Source organism: Streptococcus sp. S1 (genome assembly GCF_034137685.1).
Classification (GTDB): domain Bacteria; phylum Bacillota; class Bacilli; order Lactobacillales; family Streptococcaceae; genus Streptococcus; species Streptococcus dentalis.
The window spans coordinates 1,800,726-1,821,318 of record NZ_CP139418.1 but is presented as its reverse complement, the minus strand read 5'-3'; the positions used below and the strand labels follow the sequence as shown (position 1 = coordinate 1,821,318).

General features: G+C 43.8%; 20 protein-coding genes and 2 pseudogenes. 20 read left to right on the top strand and 2 right to left on the bottom strand.

What is annotated here, in order from left to right; translation table 11 throughout:
• Window positions 1-62: 62 nt before the first annotated feature.
• Window positions 63-512, bottom strand: coding sequence for an NUDIX hydrolase (locus tag SM121_RS08885; RefSeq protein ID WP_155125506.1), 450 nt, complete (start codon window positions 510-512; stop codon window positions 63-65).
• Between the two features lie 110 nt (window positions 513-622).
• On the bottom strand, window positions 623-2,881 hold the full coding sequence (locus SM121_RS08880) for an ATP-dependent Clp protease ATP-binding subunit (protein ID WP_320910878.1): 2,259 nt from the start codon (window positions 2,879-2,881) through the stop codon (window positions 623-625).
• Window positions 2,882-3,129: 248 nt separating this feature from the next.
• Between SM121_RS08880 and SM121_RS08875 the strand changes: the two genes are divergently transcribed.
• From SM121_RS08875 to SM121_RS08785, 20 genes and pseudogenes are all read left to right on the top strand, one after another.
• Window positions 3,130-3,360, top strand: a complete 231-nt coding sequence (locus tag SM121_RS08875; RefSeq protein WP_003011913.1) for a DUF1797 family protein — start codon at window positions 3,130-3,132, stop codon at window positions 3,358-3,360.
• Window positions 3,361-3,525: 165 nt separating this feature from the next.
• A complete protein-coding gene (locus SM121_RS08870) occupies window positions 3,526-4,380 on the top strand; it encodes a bifunctional methylenetetrahydrofolate dehydrogenase/methenyltetrahydrofolate cyclohydrolase (protein ID WP_003012104.1) in 855 nt (284 codons plus the stop codon).
• A 13-nt stretch (window positions 4,381-4,393) separates the two neighbouring features.
• The gene (locus tag SM121_RS08865) at window positions 4,394-5,167 is read left to right on the top strand and encodes an HAD-IIB family hydrolase (RefSeq protein ID WP_003012261.1); all 774 of its coding nucleotides are present in this window, start codon (window positions 4,394-4,396) and stop codon (window positions 5,165-5,167) included.
• A gap of 50 nt (window positions 5,168-5,217) precedes the next feature.
• Complete coding sequence (locus SM121_RS08860) at window positions 5,218-6,093, top strand: NAD(P)H-hydrate dehydratase (protein ID WP_003011660.1); 876 nt, start codon at window positions 5,218-5,220, stop codon at window positions 6,091-6,093.
• A 9-nt stretch (window positions 6,094-6,102) separates the two neighbouring features.
• Window positions 6,103-7,557 carry a glycoside hydrolase family 32 protein gene (locus tag SM121_RS08855; RefSeq protein ID WP_003011892.1) on the top strand — a complete coding sequence of 485 codons (1,455 nt, stop codon included), beginning with the start codon at window positions 6,103-6,105 and terminating at the stop codon, window positions 7,555-7,557.
• A 236-nt stretch (window positions 7,558-7,793) separates the two neighbouring features.
• Entirely contained in the window at window positions 7,794-9,134 is a 1,341-nt protein-coding gene (gene xseA, locus SM121_RS08850; RefSeq protein WP_003011714.1) for an exodeoxyribonuclease VII large subunit, read from the top strand.
• The gene (locus SM121_RS08845) at window positions 9,112-9,324 is read left to right on the top strand and encodes an exodeoxyribonuclease VII small subunit (protein WP_003006013.1); all 213 of its coding nucleotides are present in this window, start codon (window positions 9,112-9,114) and stop codon (window positions 9,322-9,324) included. Before xseA ends, SM121_RS08845 begins: the two co-directional genes overlap by 23 nt.
• Window positions 9,321-10,196, top strand: coding sequence for a polyprenyl synthetase family protein (locus tag SM121_RS08840; protein ID WP_003011916.1), 876 nt, complete (start codon window positions 9,321-9,323; stop codon window positions 10,194-10,196). Before SM121_RS08845 ends, SM121_RS08840 begins: the two co-directional genes overlap by 4 nt.
• Complete coding sequence (locus SM121_RS08835) at window positions 10,189-11,007, top strand: TlyA family RNA methyltransferase (RefSeq protein WP_003011643.1); 819 nt, start codon at window positions 10,189-10,191, stop codon at window positions 11,005-11,007. Before SM121_RS08840 ends, SM121_RS08835 begins: the two co-directional genes overlap by 8 nt.
• Window positions 10,997-11,431 carry an arginine repressor gene (locus SM121_RS08830; protein WP_003012247.1) on the top strand — a complete coding sequence of 145 codons (435 nt, stop codon included), beginning with the start codon at window positions 10,997-10,999 and terminating at the stop codon, window positions 11,429-11,431. Before SM121_RS08835 ends, SM121_RS08830 begins: the two co-directional genes overlap by 11 nt.
• Window positions 11,432-11,437: 6 nt before the next feature.
• Window positions 11,438-13,096, top strand: coding sequence for a DNA repair protein RecN (gene recN / locus SM121_RS08825; protein WP_003012099.1), 1,659 nt, complete (start codon window positions 11,438-11,440; stop codon window positions 13,094-13,096).
• A 20-nt stretch (window positions 13,097-13,116) separates the two neighbouring features.
• Window positions 13,117-13,845, top strand: coding sequence for a metallophosphoesterase (locus tag SM121_RS08820; RefSeq protein WP_003012337.1), 729 nt, complete (start codon window positions 13,117-13,119; stop codon window positions 13,843-13,845).
• Between the two features lie 89 nt (window positions 13,846-13,934).
• Window positions 13,935-14,768, top strand: a complete 834-nt coding sequence (locus tag SM121_RS08815) for a DegV family protein (RefSeq protein WP_003011558.1) — start codon at window positions 13,935-13,937, stop codon at window positions 14,766-14,768.
• Window positions 14,769-14,878: 110 nt separating this feature from the next.
• The gene (locus SM121_RS08810; RefSeq protein WP_003006038.1) at window positions 14,879-15,154 is read left to right on the top strand and encodes an HU family DNA-binding protein; all 276 of its coding nucleotides are present in this window, start codon (window positions 14,879-14,881) and stop codon (window positions 15,152-15,154) included.
• Window positions 15,155-15,657: 503 nt separating this feature from the next.
• Window positions 15,658-16,104, top strand: coding sequence for a Fur family transcriptional regulator (locus SM121_RS08805; protein WP_195529680.1), 447 nt, complete (start codon window positions 15,658-15,660; stop codon window positions 16,102-16,104).
• Window positions 16,105-16,248: 144 nt separating this feature from the next.
• Entirely contained in the window at window positions 16,249-16,941 is a 693-nt protein-coding gene (locus SM121_RS08800; protein WP_003012031.1) for a phosphoglycerate mutase, read from the top strand.
• 263 nt (window positions 16,942-17,204) lie between these two features.
• A complete protein-coding gene (gene metG, locus SM121_RS08795) occupies window positions 17,205-19,196 on the top strand; it encodes a methionine--tRNA ligase (protein ID WP_320910877.1) in 1,992 nt (663 codons plus the stop codon).
• Window positions 19,197-19,448: 252 nt separating this feature from the next.
• Window positions 19,449-19,535 (top strand): annotated as a pseudogene (locus SM121_RS09745) (DUF6287 domain-containing protein); the annotation flags it as partial.
• 90 nt (window positions 19,536-19,625) lie between these two features.
• Window positions 19,626-19,775: pseudogene (locus SM121_RS09765) on the top strand (DUF6287 domain-containing protein); the annotation flags it as partial.
• Between the two features lie 275 nt (window positions 19,776-20,050).
• On the top strand, window positions 20,051-20,506 hold the full coding sequence (locus tag SM121_RS08785; RefSeq protein ID WP_320910875.1) for a hypothetical protein: 456 nt from the start codon (window positions 20,051-20,053) through the stop codon (window positions 20,504-20,506).
• Window positions 20,507-20,593: the final 87 nt, after the last annotated feature.

Here is a 20,593-nt window from a genome sequence, read left to right as displayed (position 1 = left end):
TTCCTCCTAACCTCTATCTTCATTTATTATAGCACTTTTTTAATTTTTGTGAAAGAATTCCTTTATTTTTTGTGGGTATTTTTCCACTGTTCAATGCCCCATTTGTGACTGCCACGTTTGAGTTTTTCAATAGCTTCCTCTACAGGAAACCAAGCAAGATTGTTAAAATCTTCCAGTGGTTTTTGAGCCTCTGTATAATCCACTACTTCATAAATATAGGCAGGATTGTAGTAGTAGGTGTCGCGATGACTGGAATAGAAATACTCATCTGCTTGGCCATAGTATTGCCCTAAAACAGCGGTAAAGCCTAATTCTTCGATCAGTTCCCGTTTCAGAGCTTGCAAGTGATCTTCACCTGCCTCGATTTCCCCGCCAGGCAAGAACCAAGCCCCATTTGGAGCTTGAACGAGGATGATCTGATCCTTGTCCTTATTGGGAATAACAGCGTAGACACCATAGCGATTGACGTAGGTCACATCTTGTTTTTTTTCACCAAAACTTGGAATGGTCATGGTTTTCTCTTTTCTTATTTTTTCATCATTATATCATATTTTTTAGCAAAAATCTGGAGGGAAAAAAGAAAGAGACTGGATTTTCCAGTCTCTGAATGTACCTTTACTGATTATGATTCTGACTTCTTTTCAGCCGTCTTGTGAACAGCTTTGATGCTAATATTCCCATTGCTGGTCATGGCGGCTTTGAGTTGTTTCTCACTTGGATGTTCCAGGTAATAATCGGTAATGGCATCTTCGATATGGTCTTGGATGGTACGACGGAGTGGGCGGGCCCCCATTTTTGGATCGTAACCCAGATCGACCAATTTTTCTTTGACCTTCTCTGTCACATCCAGATGAATCTCATTTTGTGCGAGACGTTGATTGACTTCATCCAGCATGAGGGTAACGATTTGGAGAAGGTTTTCTTTTGATAGAGGTTGGAATTCAATGATGCCATCAAAACGGTTCATGAATTCAGGGCTAAAGAAGTTACCGAGTTCTCCAAGTACAGAGTTGGTTCGACCTTCGCGAGCAGCTCCAAAACCAACATTGGCCTCAGCTTTGCCAGTTCCAGCGTTAGAGGTCATGATGATAATGGTATCTTTGAAGCTGACGGTACGGCCTTGACCATCTGTCAAACGGCCATCATCCAAGACTTGCAAGAACATGTGCATGACATCTGGATGGGCTTTTTCCACTTCATCCAATAACACGAGGGAGTAAGGATTGCGACGAACCTTTTCCGTTAGTTGTCCAGCTTCATCGTAGCCAACATAGCCCGGAGGAGCTCCGACTAGTTTCGCTACGCTATGTTTTTCCATGTATTCGCTCATATCAAAGCGGATCATATTGTCTGCAGAGCCAAAGAGCTCGATCGCTAATTGTTTAGACAACTCGGTCTTTCCGACACCAGTTGGTCCGACAAAGAGGAAGCTTCCGATTGGACGGTTAGGCGATCCTAAGCCGACACGATTGCGTCGAATGGCTTTCGCGATTTTATCTACTGCATCGTCTTGACCAATCACATGAGCTTTCAAATCAGAAGCCAGATTGATCAATTGAGACTGTTCTTTTTCTTTCAAATCGCCAACAGGAATATTGGTCTTTTGTTCAACGATGTGTTCAATAGTTTTTTCACTGATGACAGGGGTCTCTTGATCGGTGATATGTTGACCTTGCATTTCCTTGTATTTCGCGATTTGATCGCGGAAGTAGGCTGCTTTTTCAAAGTCTTCTTCGCGCGTCGCTTGGGCTTTGAGGTTTTCAGCTTCAATCAAGCGCTGGTCGATCACTTTTGGATCCACAAAGTTTAGGGTCAGGTTCATCTTAGATCCCGCTTCATCCAACAGATCAATGGCCTTGTCTGGCAGGAAGCGATCTTGGATGTAACGGTTTGACAGAATAGCTGCCGCTTCGATGGCCCCGTCTGTATAGTGGACGTGGTGGTAGTCTTCGTATTTTTTCTGGATGCCCTTGAGGATGGTGATGGTTTCTTCAACCGTTGGCTCATCGACCTTAACGGGCTGCATCCGACGTTCCAAGGCCGCATCTTTTTCAATGATACGGTATTCATTGAGGGTAGTAGCCCCAACTAATTGGAGTTCACCGCGCGCCAAGGCTGGTTTGAGGATATTTCCAGCGTCCATATTGCCCTCACCAGCAGATCCTGCACCAACAATTTCATGGATTTCGTCGATGAACAGGATAACATCTTCGCGTTGACGAATTTCATCCATTAATTTTTGCATGCGTTCTTCGAATTGACCACGGATGCCTGTACCCTGAACGAGGCTCACAACGTCTAGGCGGATGACTTCTTTTCCTTGCAATTTATGAGGAACGTCGCCATCGACGATTTTTTGAGCCAGGCCTTCCACAACGGCAGTTTTTCCGACCCCAGGCTCTCCAATCAGAACCGGGTTGTTCTTGGTTCGACGGTTGAGAATTTCGATGACACGGATAATCTCCTCGTCACGGCCAATGACAGGGTCAATATCCCCTTTGCGGGCAATTTCTGTAACATTGATGCCGAACTCCTCTAACAGTCCTTTTGGCTTTTGAGGGCGTGCTTGACGAGGCTCTTGACCGTCGCCACGGTTATTGTTTTGACCGTAGCCACCACCTCCATAACTGCCTCCGGGTTGAGTTGGAGGGGTTTGAGGTTCTTGCGGACTTTGGAAGTTTCCAAGGTTATTGAAGAAATCTTCAAAAGGATCTCCAGTGAGTTGACTCCGTTGGGTCATGCCTTTCAAGAAGCTGTTATTTGGGTCTGTTTTCATAATTTTATAGCAATTTTGACAGAGGTCTACTTGCTGCTGACGTCCATTTACATTTGTATATAAATGGATGGTTGATTCATTTATTTTACAATTTTGACAAAGCATATACATACCTCACAGTAGGTTTTTGATGGTTTTCCATCAAGAGACGAGCCTATTTTTAAAAGGTCAAAAATAGTCAAAGATTTATAGTTTCATTATATCAGTATTCTAGAAGTTTGCAAGAATTTGCTACGGAATGTCGCTAAGGATTGAAGAAGAGAGCAAATCAAAGGAAAAATGTGAATTTTTATTGGAAGAGCTTTCTCTTTTATGATAAAATAGGAGAGTAGAAAGTAAAGAGGAGAAATAAAATGGAATCACATTTAGTACGGATTATTAACCGTTTGGAGACGATGACAAAAGACGGTGGAAACTTAAAACGTAATTTTGAACGTGACGGTGTTGTTGTCGCTGAAGTAGCCTACAACCACAATGAAGAAGAAGGTTCAACCTTTACACTTCGTGATGTTAAAGCGCGTGAAACCTATACATTTGATAGCATTGATTTAATTGCAATGGAAATTTATGAATTACTTTACTAAGTAGCTGAGTGGATGAGTTTGGGGTGGTCTCAAGCTCATTTTTTGTCCATCTGGTTATAGTTTTCGTCTATAAGAAATTCTAAGCAGGAACAGTTAGGTTTGAGAGTTGAAATCTGCTATAATAGAGAGGACTATTTTCATTACTTGACTAGAAAGAGAATTGACATGACGACAATCATTGATGGGAAGGCGCTCGCTACAAAATTACAGGGTGAGATTGCGAAGAAAACAGCACGATTAAAAGAAGAGACAGGAGTTGTGCCTGGCCTCGTTGTAATCGTGGTAGGAGATAATCCAGCTAGCAAAATCTATGTAAGAAATAAAGAGCGTTCTGCTATTGCGGCAGGCTTTCGGAGTGAAGTGAGACGACTTCCTGAAAGCATCAGCCAATCTGAGTTATTAGAAGTGATCGAACACTACAATCAAGATCCCCTTTGGCATGGGATTTTGGTGCAGTTGCCACTGCCTAAGCATATCGATGCGGATGCAGTCCTTTTAGCCATTGATCCGACAAAAGATGTGGATGGCTTTCATCCATTGAATATGGGACGCTTATGGGCTGGAAATCCTCTCATGGTGCCATCGACTCCTGCTGGGATCATGGAGATGTTCAAAGAGTACGGGATTGATCTAGAAGGGAAGCGAGCAGTCGTGATTGGTCGTTCCAATATCGTTGGAAAACCAATGGCGCAGTTGCTCCTTGCTAAAAATGCGACGGTAACCTTGACCCATTCCCGGACCCATCATCTGCCTAAAATTGCTAGAAGAGCAGATATCTTGGTTGTTGCGATCGGTCGTGCGAAATTTGTAACAGCAGACTTCGTGAAAGAAGGTGCCGTCGTCATTGACGTCGGAATGAATCGTGATGAGAATGGCAAATTGTGTGGGGATGTCGATTTTGACTCCGTTGCCCCTTTGGCCAGTCATATTACCCCGGTACCAGGAGGAGTTGGTCCTATGACCGTCACCATGCTGATGGAGCAGACCTACGAAGCAGCTGTTCGTGCCTTAAAAAAATGAAAGTGTGAACAAGATGAAGTTTGTATTTGATTTAGATGGAACTCTGTCATTCGATGGTGTCACAATCGATGATGAAATCAAACAGGTCTTATTGAGAGCAGAAGAATTTGGCCATGAAGTTGCCTTTGCTTCTGCACGTTCTTACCGGGACTGCTTGGACCTTTTAGGGGATCCATTGAGTCAACAACTCGTGATAGGCTTAAATGGTGGATTGGCCTATCGTCAGGGACAATTAGTATATGAGGAACAATTGGACAAGGATGTGTATCGGGAAGTCCTTGGCTTTTGTCACCATTACAATCTACCATTTTTTGTGGATGATACCTTTGATTATAGCGGACAGATTTTGGAAAAGATTCCTTTTGTTGTTAATGTAGACCCTCTCAAGAAAGCCCAGTATCGTTCGTTAGAGGAGCTGACAGATCCGATTAAGGTTGTGATCTATATGGGTGGCCATGAGGAGCTCGTGGATGAGATCATCGAGCGAATCGAAAAGACAGACAAGGCCCATATCCGCTATCATGCGCATGAAAAATGCATCTATCTCAATCCAGCAGATACGCATAAAGCAACAACCGTAGAAGAACTCTGTGGAGAGAATTTCGTGGCTTTTGGCAATGATCAAAATGATATCGAGCTCTTTGAAAAAGCTCTTTATGCAGTTCAGATTGGTGATTTTCCAGCCCTTCAGCCTTATGCGGATGATCAATTGGTAGCCAAACAAAATCAACCACAAGCTGTGGCTGCTAAGATCTTGCAAGTCTTTGCAGAATTCAGAGGAAAATAAAAGAAGGGGGGAGTCGTGGCTTCTCCTTTTTCGCTAGAAATGAGGATGGTATGAGAAGAGTTGAGAAAGAAGAGATCCAGCGAGTCATTGTGCAGCGAGAGGCAAAGTCTTATAAGGGTGATTTTGGCCGTCTGCTCTTGATTGGCGGGACTTACCCCTATGGGGGAGCTATTATTATGGCGGCGCTTGCTGCGGTTCATAGTGGAGCGGGTCTAGTCACTGTTGCAACAAATCCTGATAATCTGACAGCCCTTCATAGCCATCTTCCTGAAGCCATGGGCTTTGATTTGGCAGATCACGAACTCCTTTGTGAGCAGCTCCAAAAAGCCAGCGTGATTCTCGTAGGACCTGGCTTAAAGGAAGTAAGAGAAAACCAAGCAATCTTGCACATGATTTTTGAGCAAGTCTCTAGCCAGCAGGTCTTGATTTTGGATGGAGGAGCTATTAGTCTTTTTGCAAGCTCTCAGTTTGACCTGCCAGAGGCTCAGTTGGTCTTTACCCCTCATCAAAAAGAATGGGAAAAACTGTCAGGGCTTGAGCTAGCAAGCCAGATTGAAGACAAGAGTCGAAGAGCAGTACAGAACTTTCCTAAAGGGACTGTCATTGTAGAAAAAGGGCCTCACACCCGCATTTGGACAAGTGGGCAAGAAGAGGGCTATCAGCTAGATGTTGGTGGCCCCTATCAAGCAACAGGGGGCATGGGGGATACCTTGGCAGGGATGATCGCAGGATTTGCGGGTCAATTCCCACAGGTCAGTCTCTATGAGCGCGTGGTGGTTGCGACCTATCTCCATTCAGCCATAGCAGAAGACTTGAGCAAGGAGGATTATGTGGTTCTACCCACGACTATCAGCAAAGAAATCCCCAAATGGATGAAAAAGTGGAGTGACAAAGATCAGGTTACCAGCACTGAAAATAGAAAATAGGTAAAAAAGATGAAGGAAAGCATTCGGAAAGCAAATCAGTATATCAATGAAAACAGGGAGAAGGTTGACCAGCAATATAGAGGGGCATTTCATTTGCTGCCTCCAATCGGCTGGATGAACGATCCAAATGGTTTTGTTTATTTCCGTGGGGAATACCATTTGTTTTACCAATTCTATCCCTATGATAGTGTTTGGGGTCCCATGCATTGGGGGCATGCCAAATCAAAAGATCTTCTCCATTGGGAAGAATTACCAGTAGCTATAGCACCAAGTGAAAGCTATGATAAGGATGGTTGTTTCTCAGGTAGTGCTATTGTGAAAGATGACAAGCTCTATTTGCTGTATACTGGTCATGTAGACGATGAGGAAAAGCGCGAGGAGACTCAGTGTCTTGCGGTGTCGACAGATGGCATTACCTTTGAAAAGTTGCCTACTAATCCAGTGATCCATGCTCAACATATTGAGGGGATCGCAGATATTGCAGATTTTCGTGATCCTAAAGTATTTGAATACGAAGGAAGCTATTACGCTGTCGTTGCTTCTAAGACGCCAGATGACAGTGGTCAAATTCTCCTATTTGCATCAAGTAATCTAGTAGATTGGGACTTTACATCAGTCCTTCTAGAAGGTGAAAAAGGGCAAGGGATTATGTGGGAGTGTCCTGATTTCTTCCCTTTAGATGGCAAATGGGTCTTGATTCTGTCTCCCATTGAAATGGAAAGGCAGCAAGAAAAATACTGGAATTTAAATTCGACGGTTGCCTTTATCGGTGACATGAATTGGGAAACAGGGCGCTTTCATGTCGATTCTTATGATGAATTGGATGGTGGTTTGGATTTCTATGCCCCTCAAACTAGTCAAGGACCAAATGGCGAACGATACATGGTTGCCTGGATGCAAATGTGGCACCGGTCTATCCCCAGTCATGATTTAGCCCATGGGTGGGCAGGTAGTATGACTCTTCCAAGAAAATTGTCCTTGAAAGACGGACGATTGGTTCAGGAGTTACCTGAGTCAGTGAAAGAACACTTTCTTGTAGAACATGCATCAGAAACCATTGTTCAGGGCAATCAGATTACGATCCCAGCGAGAGGGAAACAAACCTTGTTTGAGCTAGATACCAAACCGGGTCGCTCCTTTATCCTTGGATATGGCGATGAAACCGATCCTGATAGTGTCTTGCAATTGGTTTACGACGCCTCTCAAAAACGCTTTAGCTTAAGTCGAGACCAATTTGGGCACCCCATTTCTGGAAAAGAAAATCCAGCATTTCAATCGAGATGGATTCAGTTGGATGCTGAAAAGGATCATCATTTTTTGATCATTCGCGATACCAACTCAATCGAAGTATTCGTGGATGGTAAAACTCTCTCGATGACCTTTTATGAAACGACTGAGAATCCTGTCTATACCCTCACGGCAGATGAAGGAGTTGATTGGGTCGTAAAAACCTATCAAAAATAGGAAAGCAATAGCCTCCTAAAGAATAAAAAGACAAGTACTGTGACTTGTCTTTTTTGTGTATTCCAACTTGGTCTTGAGTTTTAAGGATGCTGGTGTCAAACAGACAAGTAGAGAGCAACTTGAATAAAATGAGGCCTGTAGAGAAAGGAAATTCATGATTTCGCTTTGTCTGCCAGCCTTTTTTGGTGTTTTTTGGTATAATTAAACTTGATCATATTCTGCAGAAAGGAGTTCCTATGTCCAACTATTTATCCGTATCAAGTTTGACCAAATATTTGAAATTAAAATTTGATAAGGATCCCTATTTGGAAAGGGTTTATCTGACAGGGCAGGTCTCCAATTTCCGAAAACGTCCCAACCACCAGTATTTTTCATTAAAGGATGAAAAAGCGGTCATTCAGGCAACGGTCTGGGCTGGGGTTTATCGAAGCTTTGGTTTTGAGCTAGAAGAAGGCATGAAGATCAACGTCATCGGTCGCATTCAGCTCTATGAGCCAAGTGGGAGTTATTCCATTGTCATTGAAAAGGCTGAGCCAGATGGGGTAGGGGCCTTGGCCATCCAATTTGAGCAACTCAAGAAAAAGTTGACCGAAGAAGGGCTCTTTCAGGATCGGTGGAAGCAAGCTCTGCCACAATTTCCTAGAAAGATCGGGGTCATCACCAGTCAAAGTGGGGCCGTGATTCGCGATATTATCACAACGGTGAGCCGACGCTTCCCTGGTGTAGAGATTGTGCTCTACCCGACCAAGGTTCAGGGTGAAGGAGCATCTAGTGAGGTGGTTGCTAATATTCAAAGAGCCAACCAACGGGATGATTTGGATGTCTTGATTATCGGTCGTGGGGGTGGTTCAATTGAAGATCTCTGGGCCTTTAATGAAGAAGCAGTGGTGCGAGCCATTTTTGAATCGCGGATTCCGATTATCTCCAGTGTTGGACATGAGACAGATACGACTCTAGCCGATTTTGTAGCAGATCGACGAGCTGCTACTCCGACAGCAGCTGCTGAATTGGCTACTCCAGTAACGAAGTTGGATCTCTTGTCGCATTTACAAAAGCAGGAAAATCGCATGGCAACAGCCATGTCCAATCGCTTGGCCTATAATCGTGAACGCTTGGCCAAATTAAGTCAATCGGTTATTTTTAGACAGCCTGAAAGACTCTATGATGGCTACCTGCAAAAGATTGACCAGTTGCAATTGCGATTGAAACAAGGGATGCGCGATGCTTATGGGCAAGGGGCCAATCAGCTGCAAGGTCTGCGTCATCGCCTAGAAGCTATGTCTCCTTTGCATCGCATCGAGCGCTACCAAGATCGCCTGCTCCAAAATAAGAGAATCTTAACCAGCCGAATGGAACAAGTCCTAAAAGAGCAAAAGATCAAGGTGAAAGGCTTATCAGAAGCCCTCTTGATGCTCGATACCAGTCGGATTATTGCGCGTGGCTATGCCATGGTCAAGGAAGGAGATCAGGTTCTAGACTCGGTTGCGAAAGTAACAGAAGGGGACCCGCTGTCACTCATCATGAGAGATGGTCAGTTAGAAGTAGAGGTAAAACATGTCGAAAGAAAAGAAATTTGAAGAAAATTTAGCAGATTTGGAAGCTATCGTCCAAAAATTGGAGAGTGGTGATGTGGCTTTAGAAGAAGCTATTACAGAATTCCAAAAAGGAATGAAGTTGTCAAAAGAATTGCAAGATACCTTGGATCAAGCAGAGAAAACCTTGGTCAAGGTCATGCAAGCAGATGGTACTGAAGCGGATCTAGCATGAGACAAGAAGAAAAACGAAATAGAGTAGAGCAAGCAGTTCGCTCTTTTTATGAGGAAAAATCTGTTGCCCCCCATTTAGTGGAGTCGGTCCTTTATTCGATCCAGGCAGGAGGAAAACGCCTGCGCCCCTTGCTTCTTCTAAAATTGTTAGAGGCCTTTGGACAGGAATTGACGGAGGCTCACTTTCAAGTGGCAGGGGCTTTAGAGATGATCCACACAGGAAGCCTTATTCACGATGATTTGCCAGCCATGGACAATGATGATTACCGTCGGGGGCAATTGACCAATCATAAGAAATTCGGAGAAGACCTGGCGATTTTAGCAGGGGATGCGCTTTTTCTCGATCCCTTTGGGATGATAGCTGCGAGTGCCCTTCCAGATGCGGTCAAGGTCTCTTTGATTCTTGAATTGTCAGATGCTTCCGGTAGTCGTGGAATGGTAGCTGGCCAAGTCCTTGATATGGAAGGGGAGCACAAACAGCTCACACTAGCAGAGTTGCAGACTATCCATGCCAATAAGACAGGACGCCTCCTTGCCTATCCTTTCATCGCAGCTGGTTTGATTTTAGAGTTGCAAGCAGACATTGCTCAGCTTTTAGAAAAAATCGGGAAAAAATTAGGCCTGGCTTTTCAAGTGAGGGATGATATTTTGGATTTGGTCGCTGATTTTGAGGCTTTGGGGAAGACCCCTCAAAAGGACTTAGTGGCTGAAAAATCGACCTATCCAGCCCTGTTGGGATTGGAAGAATCAAAAGCTTTGCTGACAAGAGAATTAGATGCTTGCGAGGACTTGTTGGATCAGATTACAGCCGCTTGCGACTTTGATCCGCAAGCGATCAAGAAATTAATAGAAGGATTACGAATAGATGGCTAAGGAAAGAGTGGATGTATTAGCCTATAAACAAGGCCTATTTGATACCCGCGAACAAGCCAAAAGAGGGGTAATGGCAGGTCTTGTCGTTGCCGTTATCAATGGTGAGCGCTTCGATAAACCGGGTGAAAAAATTGATGAAGCAACCGAGTTGAAATTAAAGGGCGAAAAGCTCAAATATGTCAGCCGGGGCGGTCTTAAATTAGAAAAAGCCCTGAACCAATTTGGTTTATCTGTAGAGGGTAAAATTGCGATTGATATTGGAGCTTCTACAGGTGGCTTTACAGATGTCATGCTGCAAAATGGAGCCAGCCAGGTCTTTTCGGTGGATGTCGGGACCAATCAGTTGGCCTGGAAATTGCGCAATGATCCTCGGGTGGTCTCGATGGAGCAGTTCAATTTCCGCTATGCCGAGCCAGATGATTTTGAAGCGACACCGAGCTTTGCGAGCATCGATGTCAGCTTTATTTCCTTAGACTTGATTCTGCCAGCCCTTCACCGGATTTTGGCAGAAAATGGACAAGTCGTAGCCTTGGTGAAACCTCAGTTTGAGGCAGGACGCGAACAGATCGGGAAAAATGGGATCATTAAGGATCCTAAGATTCATTTCGCCGTTCTTGAAAAGGTCGCTGCTTTTGCAGGGACACATGGCTTTGCGGTAATGGGAGTGGATTATTCCCCTATCCAAGGAGGCCATGGCAACATCGAATTTTTGATGTATCTAGAAAAAAAAGAAGAGAAAACAAAGCCAACTACAGAGCAGCTGGAGGCTGTTGTGGAGCTGGCACACAAGGAATTTAAACATGAAGAGTAAGAATATTAGATTAGAAAAAATTCGCCGCTTCATTCGCGATCATGAAGTGGGGACCCAAGAAGAGATCGTCGAGCATTTGAAAGAAGAAGGCATCTCAGCAACCCAAGCTACAGTATCACGGGATATCAAAGAATTGGGTATCGTAAAACGTCCTCTGAAAGATATGACTTATGTCTATGAATTGCCACGCAAGCACCACCAAGGGATCGGGATGATCGAAAGCAATATTTTGTCTCATCGTCGCATGGGAGAATATGTCAATTTCACCATGGTTCCAGGGACAGCTCCTTTAGTTAAACGGCGCTTGCGGGAGATTTATAAGGATCATATCTTTAGTATTGTCGCAGATGATGATACAATCTTGCTGATCGCCTATTCAGCTCCAGAAGCAGAGAATATCCTCAAATCAATCTTTGGGTGGTAAGAGCCTATGCTATTAGAAATTTCGATTAAGAACTTTGCCATTATCGAAGAGATTTCCTTAAATTTTGAAAAGGGAATGACGGTACTGACAGGGGAAACAGGTGCTGGTAAATCCATCATCATCGATGCCATGAACATGATGCTGGGAAGCCGTGCAACGACGGATGTCATTCGACACGGAGCCCCAAAAGCGGAAATCGAAGGTCTCTTCACCGTTGAGAGCAATCGTCACTTGACGGCTCTCTTTGAAGAGCAAGGACTAGAGTGGACCGATGAATTGATCATTCGCCGAGAGATCTTGCAAAATGGACGAAGTGTCAGCCGGATCAATGGACAAATGGTGAATTTGTCTGTCTTAAAGGCAGTTGGGCAACATTTGGTGGACATCCATGGCCAGCATGATCAGGAAGAACTTATGCGGCCCCAATTGCATATCGCTATGCTGGATGAATTTGGGGATGCAGCCTTTTTCCAAACTAAAGATGCTTATCGTCAGACCTTTGAAGATTACAAACGCCTGCGCAAACAAGTGATGGAACTCCAGCGCAATCAGCAGGAAAACAAGGCCCGTATTGAGATGTTGGAGTTTCAAATTGCAGAGATTGAGGCTGCTTCCTTGGAAGTGGATGAGGACCTGCGTCTGGAGCAAGAACGCCAACGCCTGCTCAATCACAAGATGATTGCAGATACCCTAACCAATGCCTATACTATGCTGGATGCAGAAGAATTTTCGAGCCTCTCCAATGTTCGCTCAGCCATGAATGATCTGGAAAGCATCGAAGAATACGATCCCAGCTACAAAGAGCTCTCAAGCCAGTTATCTGAAACCTTTTATGCCCTTGAGGATATTACCAAGCGCTTAGAAGATGTGGTCGATGGTCTGGAGTTTGATGGCAATCGCCTCATGCAGGTGGAATCACGTTTGGATTTGATCCACTCTATCACGCGCAAGTATGGTGGTCAAGTCAAGGACGTCTTGGAATACCTGGCGCAAATCACCAAAGAATATAGCCTCCTCACCGGAAGTGACCTCTCGTCTGAGGATTTGGAAAAAGAACTGAAACGTTTGGAAAAGAGTTTGGTCACCTTGGCTCAAGATTTGAGTGATCAGCGGCATGCCCTGGCCCAAGCTTTGGAAAATGAAATCCAGCAAGAATTGGCAGATCTCTACATGGACAAGGCGCGTTTTCAAGTGCGTTTTAGCAAGGCTAAGTTTAATCGTGAGGGAAATGAAGCCGTCGAGTTTTACATTTCGACCAACCCAGGTGAGGACTTTAAACCTCTTGTCAAGGTGGCATCTGGCGGAGAATTGTCACGCTTGATGTTGGCCATTAAGTCTGCTTTTTCTCGAAAAGAAGGAAAAACCAGTATTGTCTTTGACGAGGTGGATACAGGAGTCTCTGGGCGCGTGGCTCAAGCCATCGCAGCGAAAATTCATAAGATTGGTCAAAATGGCCAAGTGCTTGCTATTTCTCACCTGCCTCAAGTCATCGCTGCAGCAGATTATCAATTCTATATTGAGAAAATCAGTGATGAACACTCAACTGTATCTACTGTGCGTTTGCTCAATAGAGAAGAACGAATCGAAGAAATTGCCAAGATGCTGGCAGGAGAGGATCTAACGGAAGCTGCCCGTCAACAAGCAGAGCAACTTCTCAAGCGTTAAGAGAAAGAAGGTTTGAACCAATGTCAACATACTTTGTAGTCGGAGATATTCACGGAAAAGCACAAATGCTAGAAGAGCTCATGACAGAGTGGGATGGAAAAGCTCAATTGGTCTTTTTAGGGGATTTGATAGATCGAGGCGAAAACAGCAAACGATCGATTGAAATCGTAAAAGACTACGTAGACCACCACGGAGCTGTCTGCCTTTCTGGGAATCACGAGTACATGTTTTTAGCTTGGTTGGACAATCCAGAAGAGCGTTATGACCACTATCGAAGAAATGGTGGCGATACGACCATCAACTCTCTTTTAGGCCGGCCGCTCGATGCTCCTGTGGATGGCATTGCGGATGCACAAGCCGTAGAGAGTGCCGTCCCTGACTTGGTGGCCTTTATCCGCAGTTTGCCCTTTGACTACGAGACAGAGACCTATTACTTTGTTCACGCTGGTGTGGATCTAACCCTTGAAAATTGGCGGGAAACCAGTGATTACCAAAAAGTCTGGATTCGTAAACCATTCCATGAAGCGGAGAATCATACAGGCAAATGGATCGTCTTTGGCCATACGCCGGTTTATGGACTGCTCAATGAGCCGGTCGGTACCGAAAATCTTTGGATTTCAGATCAGAAGATGGGCGTCGATGGGGGCGCTGTCTATGGTGGAGTCCTCCATGGATTGCTCTTGGATGATCAAGGCATCGTCCATGACCATGTCCTTCATAATACAGGTTTTTCTGCCGCAGACGACTGAGGAAGCAGGAATGGATATCTTTCACTGCAAAACCCCGTGTTTTTTGATATAATGAAAACAGAACATTCTTAGGAAGAGTATAGAAATATATGGCAAATATTAAAATAGTTACAGACTCATCTATTACAATTGAGCCTGAAGTGGTTGAAGAATATGGCATTACCATTGTGCCGCTTTCTGTTATGGTGGATGGAGTCCTTTATTCTGACAGTGAGTTGGGCGAAGGGGACTTCTTGCGCTTAATGCAGTCTAGCAAAAATCTTCCAAAGACCAGCCAACCACCTGTTGGAGTCTTTGCGGAAATTTATGAAAACCTAGCAGCAGATGGAGCTCATATCGTTTCAATTCATATGTCTCATGCCTTGTCAGGAACCGTAGAGGCGGCTCGTCAAGGGGCAACCTTGTCAGGGGCAGAAGTAACTGTGATTGATAGTGGCTTTACAGACCAAGCCATGAAGTTCCAAGTGGTTGAGGCAGCTAAGTTGGCTAAAGAAGGAGCAGATCTAGACACCGTTTTAGCTCGTATTGAAGAAGTCAAAGAAAAGACAGAGTTGTATATCGGCGTATCTACCTTGGAAAATCTAGTTAAAGGTGGTCGGATTGGCCGTGTTACCGGACTTTTGAGCTCGCTTCTCAACATCCGTGTGGTAATGGAAATGAAGGACCATCAATTGGAACCAATCGTCAAGGGACGTGGAAACAAGACCTTTAAGAAATGGTTGGATGAATTAGTAGAAAAACTATCCCACAGCAAGGTGGCTGAGATCGGGATTTCTTACGCAGGGACACCAGAGTGGGCCAATGAAATGAAGGCTCAGTTGCAATCACTCGTCGAAAAAGCAATCCCAGTTCTCGAAACTGGATCGATTATTCAAACCCATACAGGTGAGAATGCATTTGCAGTTTTGGTGCGCTACGAATAAGCTAAATAAATGTTTAAAAAAACAGGTTTAGTACTTGACCTAAAGGCTTTTTTTAGATATGATAGTACTGTTAAGGTGTAAAGCCTAAAAAAAATTGGAGGATTTGTTAAATGGCTAACAAACAAGATTTGATCGCAAAAGTGGCAGAAGCTACAGAATTGACTAAAAAAGATTCAGCAGCAGCTGTTGATGCTGTATTCGCAGCAGTTTCAGAATACCTTTCAAAAGGTGAAAAAGTTCAATTGATCGGTTTTGGTAACTTTGAAGTTCGTGAACGTGCAGCTCGTAAAGGTCGCAACCCACAAACTGGTAAAGAAATCAAAATCGCAGCTTCTAAAGTTCCAGCATTCAAAGCTGGTAAAGCTCTTAAAGAAGCAGTTAAATAATTGCATTTTGAAAAGCCATCCTAGATTTCTAGGGTGGTTTTTTTGTTGGACAGCTCTATAGGATAAGGGTATAATAGGAAAAAAGAAAGAGAGAAAAGACCATGCGATTCATTTTAGGCCTCTTTGCCTTGTTGTTTATCCGACCTATTTTGTATCTATTGAAAGGGCTGTGGTTTGTACTGGAATTTTGCTTTATGATCCTCGTGGTCAAAATGATCCTAGGAACCGTGCGCTGGATGACCAGTTGGATCGGCTGAGAGTAGATGAATCTATTTCGGGCTCGTGAATCAATGTCCCTCGGACATGAACTCGCTTTTTCATTTTCAGGCTCGTGAATCAATGTCCCCCGGACAAAAACTCGCTCTTCCATTTTCAGGCTCGTGAAAAAAATGTCCACTGGACATTTTTTTTAATTAAAAGCATTCTAAATAGTGATTTATTTTGAAACATGATATAATAAGGGTAACGAATCGATTAAATCATATTGGAAAGGGGGAATCATAGTGAACGCATTGCATCGTCATGAAGAAGAGCGCGTGGAAGAAGTCTTGCAAAATTTGCGTGCTAAGGGCATTCGGATTACCGATACCCGCAGAGCAGTTCTTTCTTATTTAGTGGCGAGTCATGAACATCCAAGCGCTGAGAAGATCTATCGCGATTTATTGCCTCAGTTTCCAAGCATGAGTTTAGCAACTGTCTACAACAATATCAAGGTTTTGATTGATGAGGGGGTTGTTTCTGAGATCAAGGTTCGCAATGATACCACGACCTATTTTGATTTCATGGGGCATGACCATTTGAATGTGGTGTGTGAAAAATGTGGCCGTATCGCAGATGTGGACATTGAAGTCCCAGATCTTCGCAAAGAAGCAGCCAGTCAAAGTGGCTACCAGATCACCAAGACCCAGATGACCGTCTATGGCATTTGCCCCGACTGTCAGAAAAATTAATGGGAGAGAAACCAGAGCCGTCAGGCTCTTTTTTGTGAGAAATTGCACTTTTCTATGGTCGCCACTAGATTTTTCACTGAAAATCTAGTAGAATAGAATAGATAAACGGGGGAAACCTCGGAGAATAAAAAGGAGATCCATCTAATGGTAAAATTGGTTTTTGCTCGCCACGGTGAGTCTGAATGGAACAAAGCTAACCTTTTCACTGGTTGGGCTGATGTTGATTTGTCTGAAAAAGGTACACAACAAGCGATCGACGCTGGTAAATTGATCAAAGAAGCTGGTATCGAATTTGACCAAGCTTATACTTCAGTATTGAAACGTGCGATCAAAACGACTAACTTGGCTCTTGAAGCTTCTGACCAATTGTGGGTTCCAGTTGAAAAATCATGGCGCTTGAACGAACGTCACTACGGTGGTTTGACTGGTAAAAACAAAGCAGAAGCTGCTGAACAATTTGGTGATGAACAGGTTCACATCTGGCGTCGTTCTTACGATGTATTGCCTCCTGCAATGGACCGTGATGATGAACACTCAGCACACACTGACCGTCGTTATGCTTCACTTGACGATTCAGTGATTCCAGATGCTGAAAACTTGAAAGTTACTTTGGAACGTGCCCTTCCATTCTGGGAAGATAAAATCGCTCCAGCTCTTAAAGACGGTAAAAACGTATTCGTAGGAGCACACGGTAACTCAATCCGTGCCCTTGTAAAACACATCAAACAATTGTCAGACGACGAAATCATGGATGTGGAAATCCCTAACTTCCCACCATTGGTATTCGAATTTGACGAAAAATTGAACGTTGTAAAAGAATACTATCTTGGAAAATAAAAATATCCAGTGGATATTTTTATCCCGAGCCTAGAAATGCCAAAGCGAGGCTTATCCAGTGGATATTTTTATCCCGAGCCTGAAAACGCAAAAGCGAGGCAATTATAACGGGATTTGTTATCAATCATAGAAAGCTGACTTCGGTCAGCTTTTTTGCTTGTCTTCCTTAGATCCTAGCTGGTTTTGGGTTTTCAGGGTCTCCTAAAAATGTTATAATAGAGTGTTACTAAATTGGGTTCCATTAGCCCTGAAAGGAAAAGAAAATGACAAAATCATTCTACATCACAACCCCTATCTATTACCCATCTGGTAAATTGCATATTGGTTCAGCTTATACAACGATCGCCTGTGACGTCTTGGCGCGTTACAAACGCATGATGAACTACGATGTCTTCTACCTGACTGGTCTCGATGAGCATGGTCAAAAGATCCAACAAAAAGCAGAAGAAGCTGGGATTACGCCGCAAGCTTATGTAGATGGGATGGCCGTTGGAGTGAAAGAACTCTGGCAATTACTTGATATCTCATATGATAAATTCATCCGTACGACAGACGACTACCATGAAAAAGTGGTGGCCCAAGTCTTTGAACGTTTGCTAGCGCAAGACGACATCTACCTTGGTGAGTACTCTGGTTGGTATTCAGTCTCTGATGAAGAGTTCTTTACAGAAAGCCAATTGGCTGAGGTATACCGTGATGAGAATGGCAAGGTTATCGGTGGGGTAGCCCCATCAGGCCACGAAGTAGAATGGGTTTCTGAAGAATCTTATTTCCTTCGTCTCAGCAAATACCAAGACCGCTTGGTGGAATTTTTCAAATCCCAACCTGATTTCATCACACCAGATGGCCGTCTTAATGAAATGTTGAAAAACTTCATCGAGCCAGGTTTGGAAGACTTGGCGGTATCTCGGACCACCTTTACCTGGGGTGTGCCAGTTCCATCCAATCCAAAACACGTGGTCTATGTATGGATTGATGCCCTTCTCAACTATGTGACAGCTCTTGGTTATGGTCAAGAAGATCATGAAAACTTTGACAAGTTCTGGAACGGAACCGTCTTCCACATGGTCGGAAAAGACATCCTTCGTTTCCACTCGATTTACTGGCCAATCCTTCTCATGATGTTGGATGTTAAATTGCCAGAACGTTTGATTGCCCATGGTTGGTTTGTCATGAAAGACGGCAAGATGTCTAAGTCTAAAGGGAATGTCATCTACCCAGAAATGTTGGTGGAACGCTTCGGCTTGGATCCACTTCGTTACTACCTCATGCGCAGTTTGCCAGTTGGTTCAGACGGTACCTTCACACCAGAAGACTATGTGGCCCGCATCAACTATGAATTGGCCAATGACCTTGGAAACCTCCTTAATCGGACGGTAGCCATGATCAATAAATACTTTGGTGGTCAAGTTCCGGCTTATGTCGAAAATGTCACTGCATTTGATGTTGATTTGGCTAAGGTAGTTGAAGAAAACATCGCTGAATACCACAAGCAAATGAACGCGGTTGATTACCCACGCGCTTTGGAAGCCGTATGGAACATCATCTCTCGTACCAACAAGTACATCGATGAGACTGCTCCTTGGGTTCTCGCTAAAGAAGATGGCGACAAGGAACAATTGGCAGCAGTCATGGCTCACTTAGCTGCTAGCCTTCGTGTCGTGGCTCACTTGATCCAACCATTTATGATGAACACCTCAAATGCCATCATGGAACAACTTGGCTTGGGCTTGGACTTCGATCTTGAAAACTTGACCTTAGCAGGTTTCCCTGAAAATGTCACAGTGGTTGCCAAAGGAACTCCAATCTTCCCACGTCTCGACATGGAAGAAGAAATTGCCTACATCCAATCTCAAATGACTGCAGGCAAGCCACAAGAAAAAGAATGGATTCCAGAAGAAGTGGAACTCAAATCTGAAAAAGATGAGATCAAATTTGAAGACTTTGACAAGGTTGAAATCCGTGTAGCAGAAGTCAAAGAAGTGGAACGCGTCGAAGGATCAGACAAATTGCTTCGCTTCCGTCTTGACGCTGGTGACGGTGAAGATCGTCAAATCTTTTCTGGAATCGCGAAATTCTATCCAAACGAACAAGAATTGGTCGGCAAGAAACTCCAAATCGTGGCCAACCTCAAACCACGGAAGATGATGAAGAAATATGTCAGCCAAGGAATGATTCTTTCCGCAGAACACGGAAATCAATTAACAGTCTTAACGGTTGATCCATCTGTACCAAATGGAAGTATCATTGGTTAAACGAATGTCCAATTTGTCCTCAACAAAGATAAGAAACCTCGGAAAGCAGGCTCTACCTATCAGGTTTATTTTGTGCAAGAAGGTACGAAAGGAACTAGTCCTGGACAAGAGCTGATCATGACCTGGATTCCTGAAAATGTTTAAGGGCCAGACGGTGTAGTTTCTCCTTTGAGACGCATCTTTTATCATCAAGCTCCTTTCCAAACCTACCAAGACAAGTGGTGGGAAGCTTATCCTGCTCTAAAGAAAGAAGTGGATCTGGATATTTCTGCGATTAATAGTGGAGACTTTTCAAGTCTAGTGGGTACCTGGCGCAATGCGAAGGGGCAGGAAATGATCATTCAGGCGGATAGTACAGTCAAAGGACAAGGAAGGATTAAAGCAGTAGCAAATTCAGATAAGACTAGCAAAATCCCTTATGTCGAGTTGAGAGTGGGAGAAACTGGTGCAGCTGTTGGTCTCTTTAAGATTGGGTTTGAAAACCCTGATGGAGACCAGTCAGACACGAGAAAGCCTCGCTTGGTCATTACCCAATCAGCTGGGAACTATTCAGCGGATCAATACTTCTATCGTCAATAAAGAAAAATAAGGATAGGATTTCAGTTGGTTTCCGATGCTAGAATGGGATCTATTCATTCTCTAGTGATTATGATTGATTGGTGACTTCATGGTTCATGCATATAGTGTAGCGGATGATGGGGCAAATCATGAAATAGGTCGTCACTAAGAATAAGGTGACAATTACCTGATAGGAATCGACCTCATTTTGGAGTATGATGGAAACGAAGTTCATAGGTCCTATCGTATGTAAAGGAGAAAGAAATATGATAATGTTTTATATGGTGCCTAGACGTATGGTATTGAAAAAACATGAAATCCAAGAGTTTCGTGGTATTGCAGAAGGTTTAGTAGGGGAGAGTGGGATTGATGCAGACTTCCCATCAGAGACCCCACCCGCAAGAGGAATGAAAGTTGTGGGCTGGATTCTTGTCCTGTCTATGCTAGGTTTGCTTGGAATAGCAGTGCATGTCATCCGTTTACTTGGATTTAAAGCAGAAGAATCGCTTGTAGTGATTGGAAGTTGGATGTTATTGTTCTTGCCAGTCCTTCTTTTATGGACAGTTGGAGTCGGAGTGTGGAGCTATTTGTTCCGTCGTTACCAAGATAAATTATGGCTTGAATTAGGTGATTTATTAGATATTGCTGATGAGGCAACCATTGCTTTACATGAGCAAAACCGTTCAGACATCGCTGCAGAGATCAAACGGGTAGAAAGACTTGTTAAAAAATACAGAAGATACGGAGTATAGAACCTAGAAAAACTATCTTGGTGGTCTGAAAAGAGAACAGTTAAAGTCCTAAAATGGATGGAAAATGGACTTCTAGCCGTAAGGGAA

Bases quoted from the DNA above. Each gene is read 5' to 3' on its own strand.
- recN (WP_003012099.1), top strand. From the start codon at position 11,438: ATGCTATTAGAAATTTCGATTAAGAACTTTGCCATTATCGAAGAGATT.
- SM121_RS08820 (WP_003012337.1), top strand. From the start codon at position 13,117: ATGTCAACATACTTTGTAGTCGGAGATATTCACGGAAAAGCACAAATG.
- SM121_RS08870 (WP_003012104.1), top strand. From the start codon at position 3,526: ATGACGACAATCATTGATGGGAAGGCGCTCGCTACAAAATTACAGGGT.
- SM121_RS08835 (WP_003011643.1), top strand. From the start codon at position 10,189: ATGGCTAAGGAAAGAGTGGATGTATTAGCCTATAAACAAGGCCTATTT.
- SM121_RS08840 (WP_003011916.1), top strand. From the start codon at position 9,321: ATGAGACAAGAAGAAAAACGAAATAGAGTAGAGCAAGCAGTTCGCTCT.
- metG (WP_320910877.1), top strand. From the start codon at position 17,205: ATGACAAAATCATTCTACATCACAACCCCTATCTATTACCCATCTGGT.
- SM121_RS08865 (WP_003012261.1), top strand. From the start codon at position 4,394: ATGAAGTTTGTATTTGATTTAGATGGAACTCTGTCATTCGATGGTGTC.
- SM121_RS08800 (WP_003012031.1), top strand. From the start codon at position 16,249: ATGGTAAAATTGGTTTTTGCTCGCCACGGTGAGTCTGAATGGAACAAA.
- SM121_RS08875 (WP_003011913.1), top strand. From the start codon at position 3,130: ATGGAATCACATTTAGTACGGATTATTAACCGTTTGGAGACGATGACA.
- SM121_RS08810 (WP_003006038.1), top strand. From the start codon at position 14,879: ATGGCTAACAAACAAGATTTGATCGCAAAAGTGGCAGAAGCTACAGAA.
- SM121_RS08855 (WP_003011892.1), top strand. From the start codon at position 6,103: ATGAAGGAAAGCATTCGGAAAGCAAATCAGTATATCAATGAAAACAGG.
- SM121_RS08860 (WP_003011660.1), top strand. From the start codon at position 5,218: ATGAGAAGAGTTGAGAAAGAAGAGATCCAGCGAGTCATTGTGCAGCGA.
- SM121_RS08845 (WP_003006013.1), top strand. From the start codon at position 9,112: ATGTCGAAAGAAAAGAAATTTGAAGAAAATTTAGCAGATTTGGAAGCT.
- SM121_RS08785 (WP_320910875.1), top strand. From the start codon at position 20,051: ATGGTATTGAAAAAACATGAAATCCAAGAGTTTCGTGGTATTGCAGAA.
- SM121_RS08885 (WP_155125506.1), bottom strand. From the start codon at position 512: ATGACCATTCCAAGTTTTGGTGAAAAAAAACAAGATGTGACCTACGTC.
- SM121_RS08815 (WP_003011558.1), top strand. From the start codon at position 13,935: ATGGCAAATATTAAAATAGTTACAGACTCATCTATTACAATTGAGCCT.
- SM121_RS08830 (WP_003012247.1), top strand. From the start codon at position 10,997: ATGAAGAGTAAGAATATTAGATTAGAAAAAATTCGCCGCTTCATTCGC.
- SM121_RS08880 (WP_320910878.1), bottom strand. From the start codon at position 2,881: ATGCTTTGTCAAAATTGTAAAATAAATGAATCAACCATCCATTTATAT.
- xseA (WP_003011714.1), top strand. From the start codon at position 7,794: ATGTCCAACTATTTATCCGTATCAAGTTTGACCAAATATTTGAAATTA.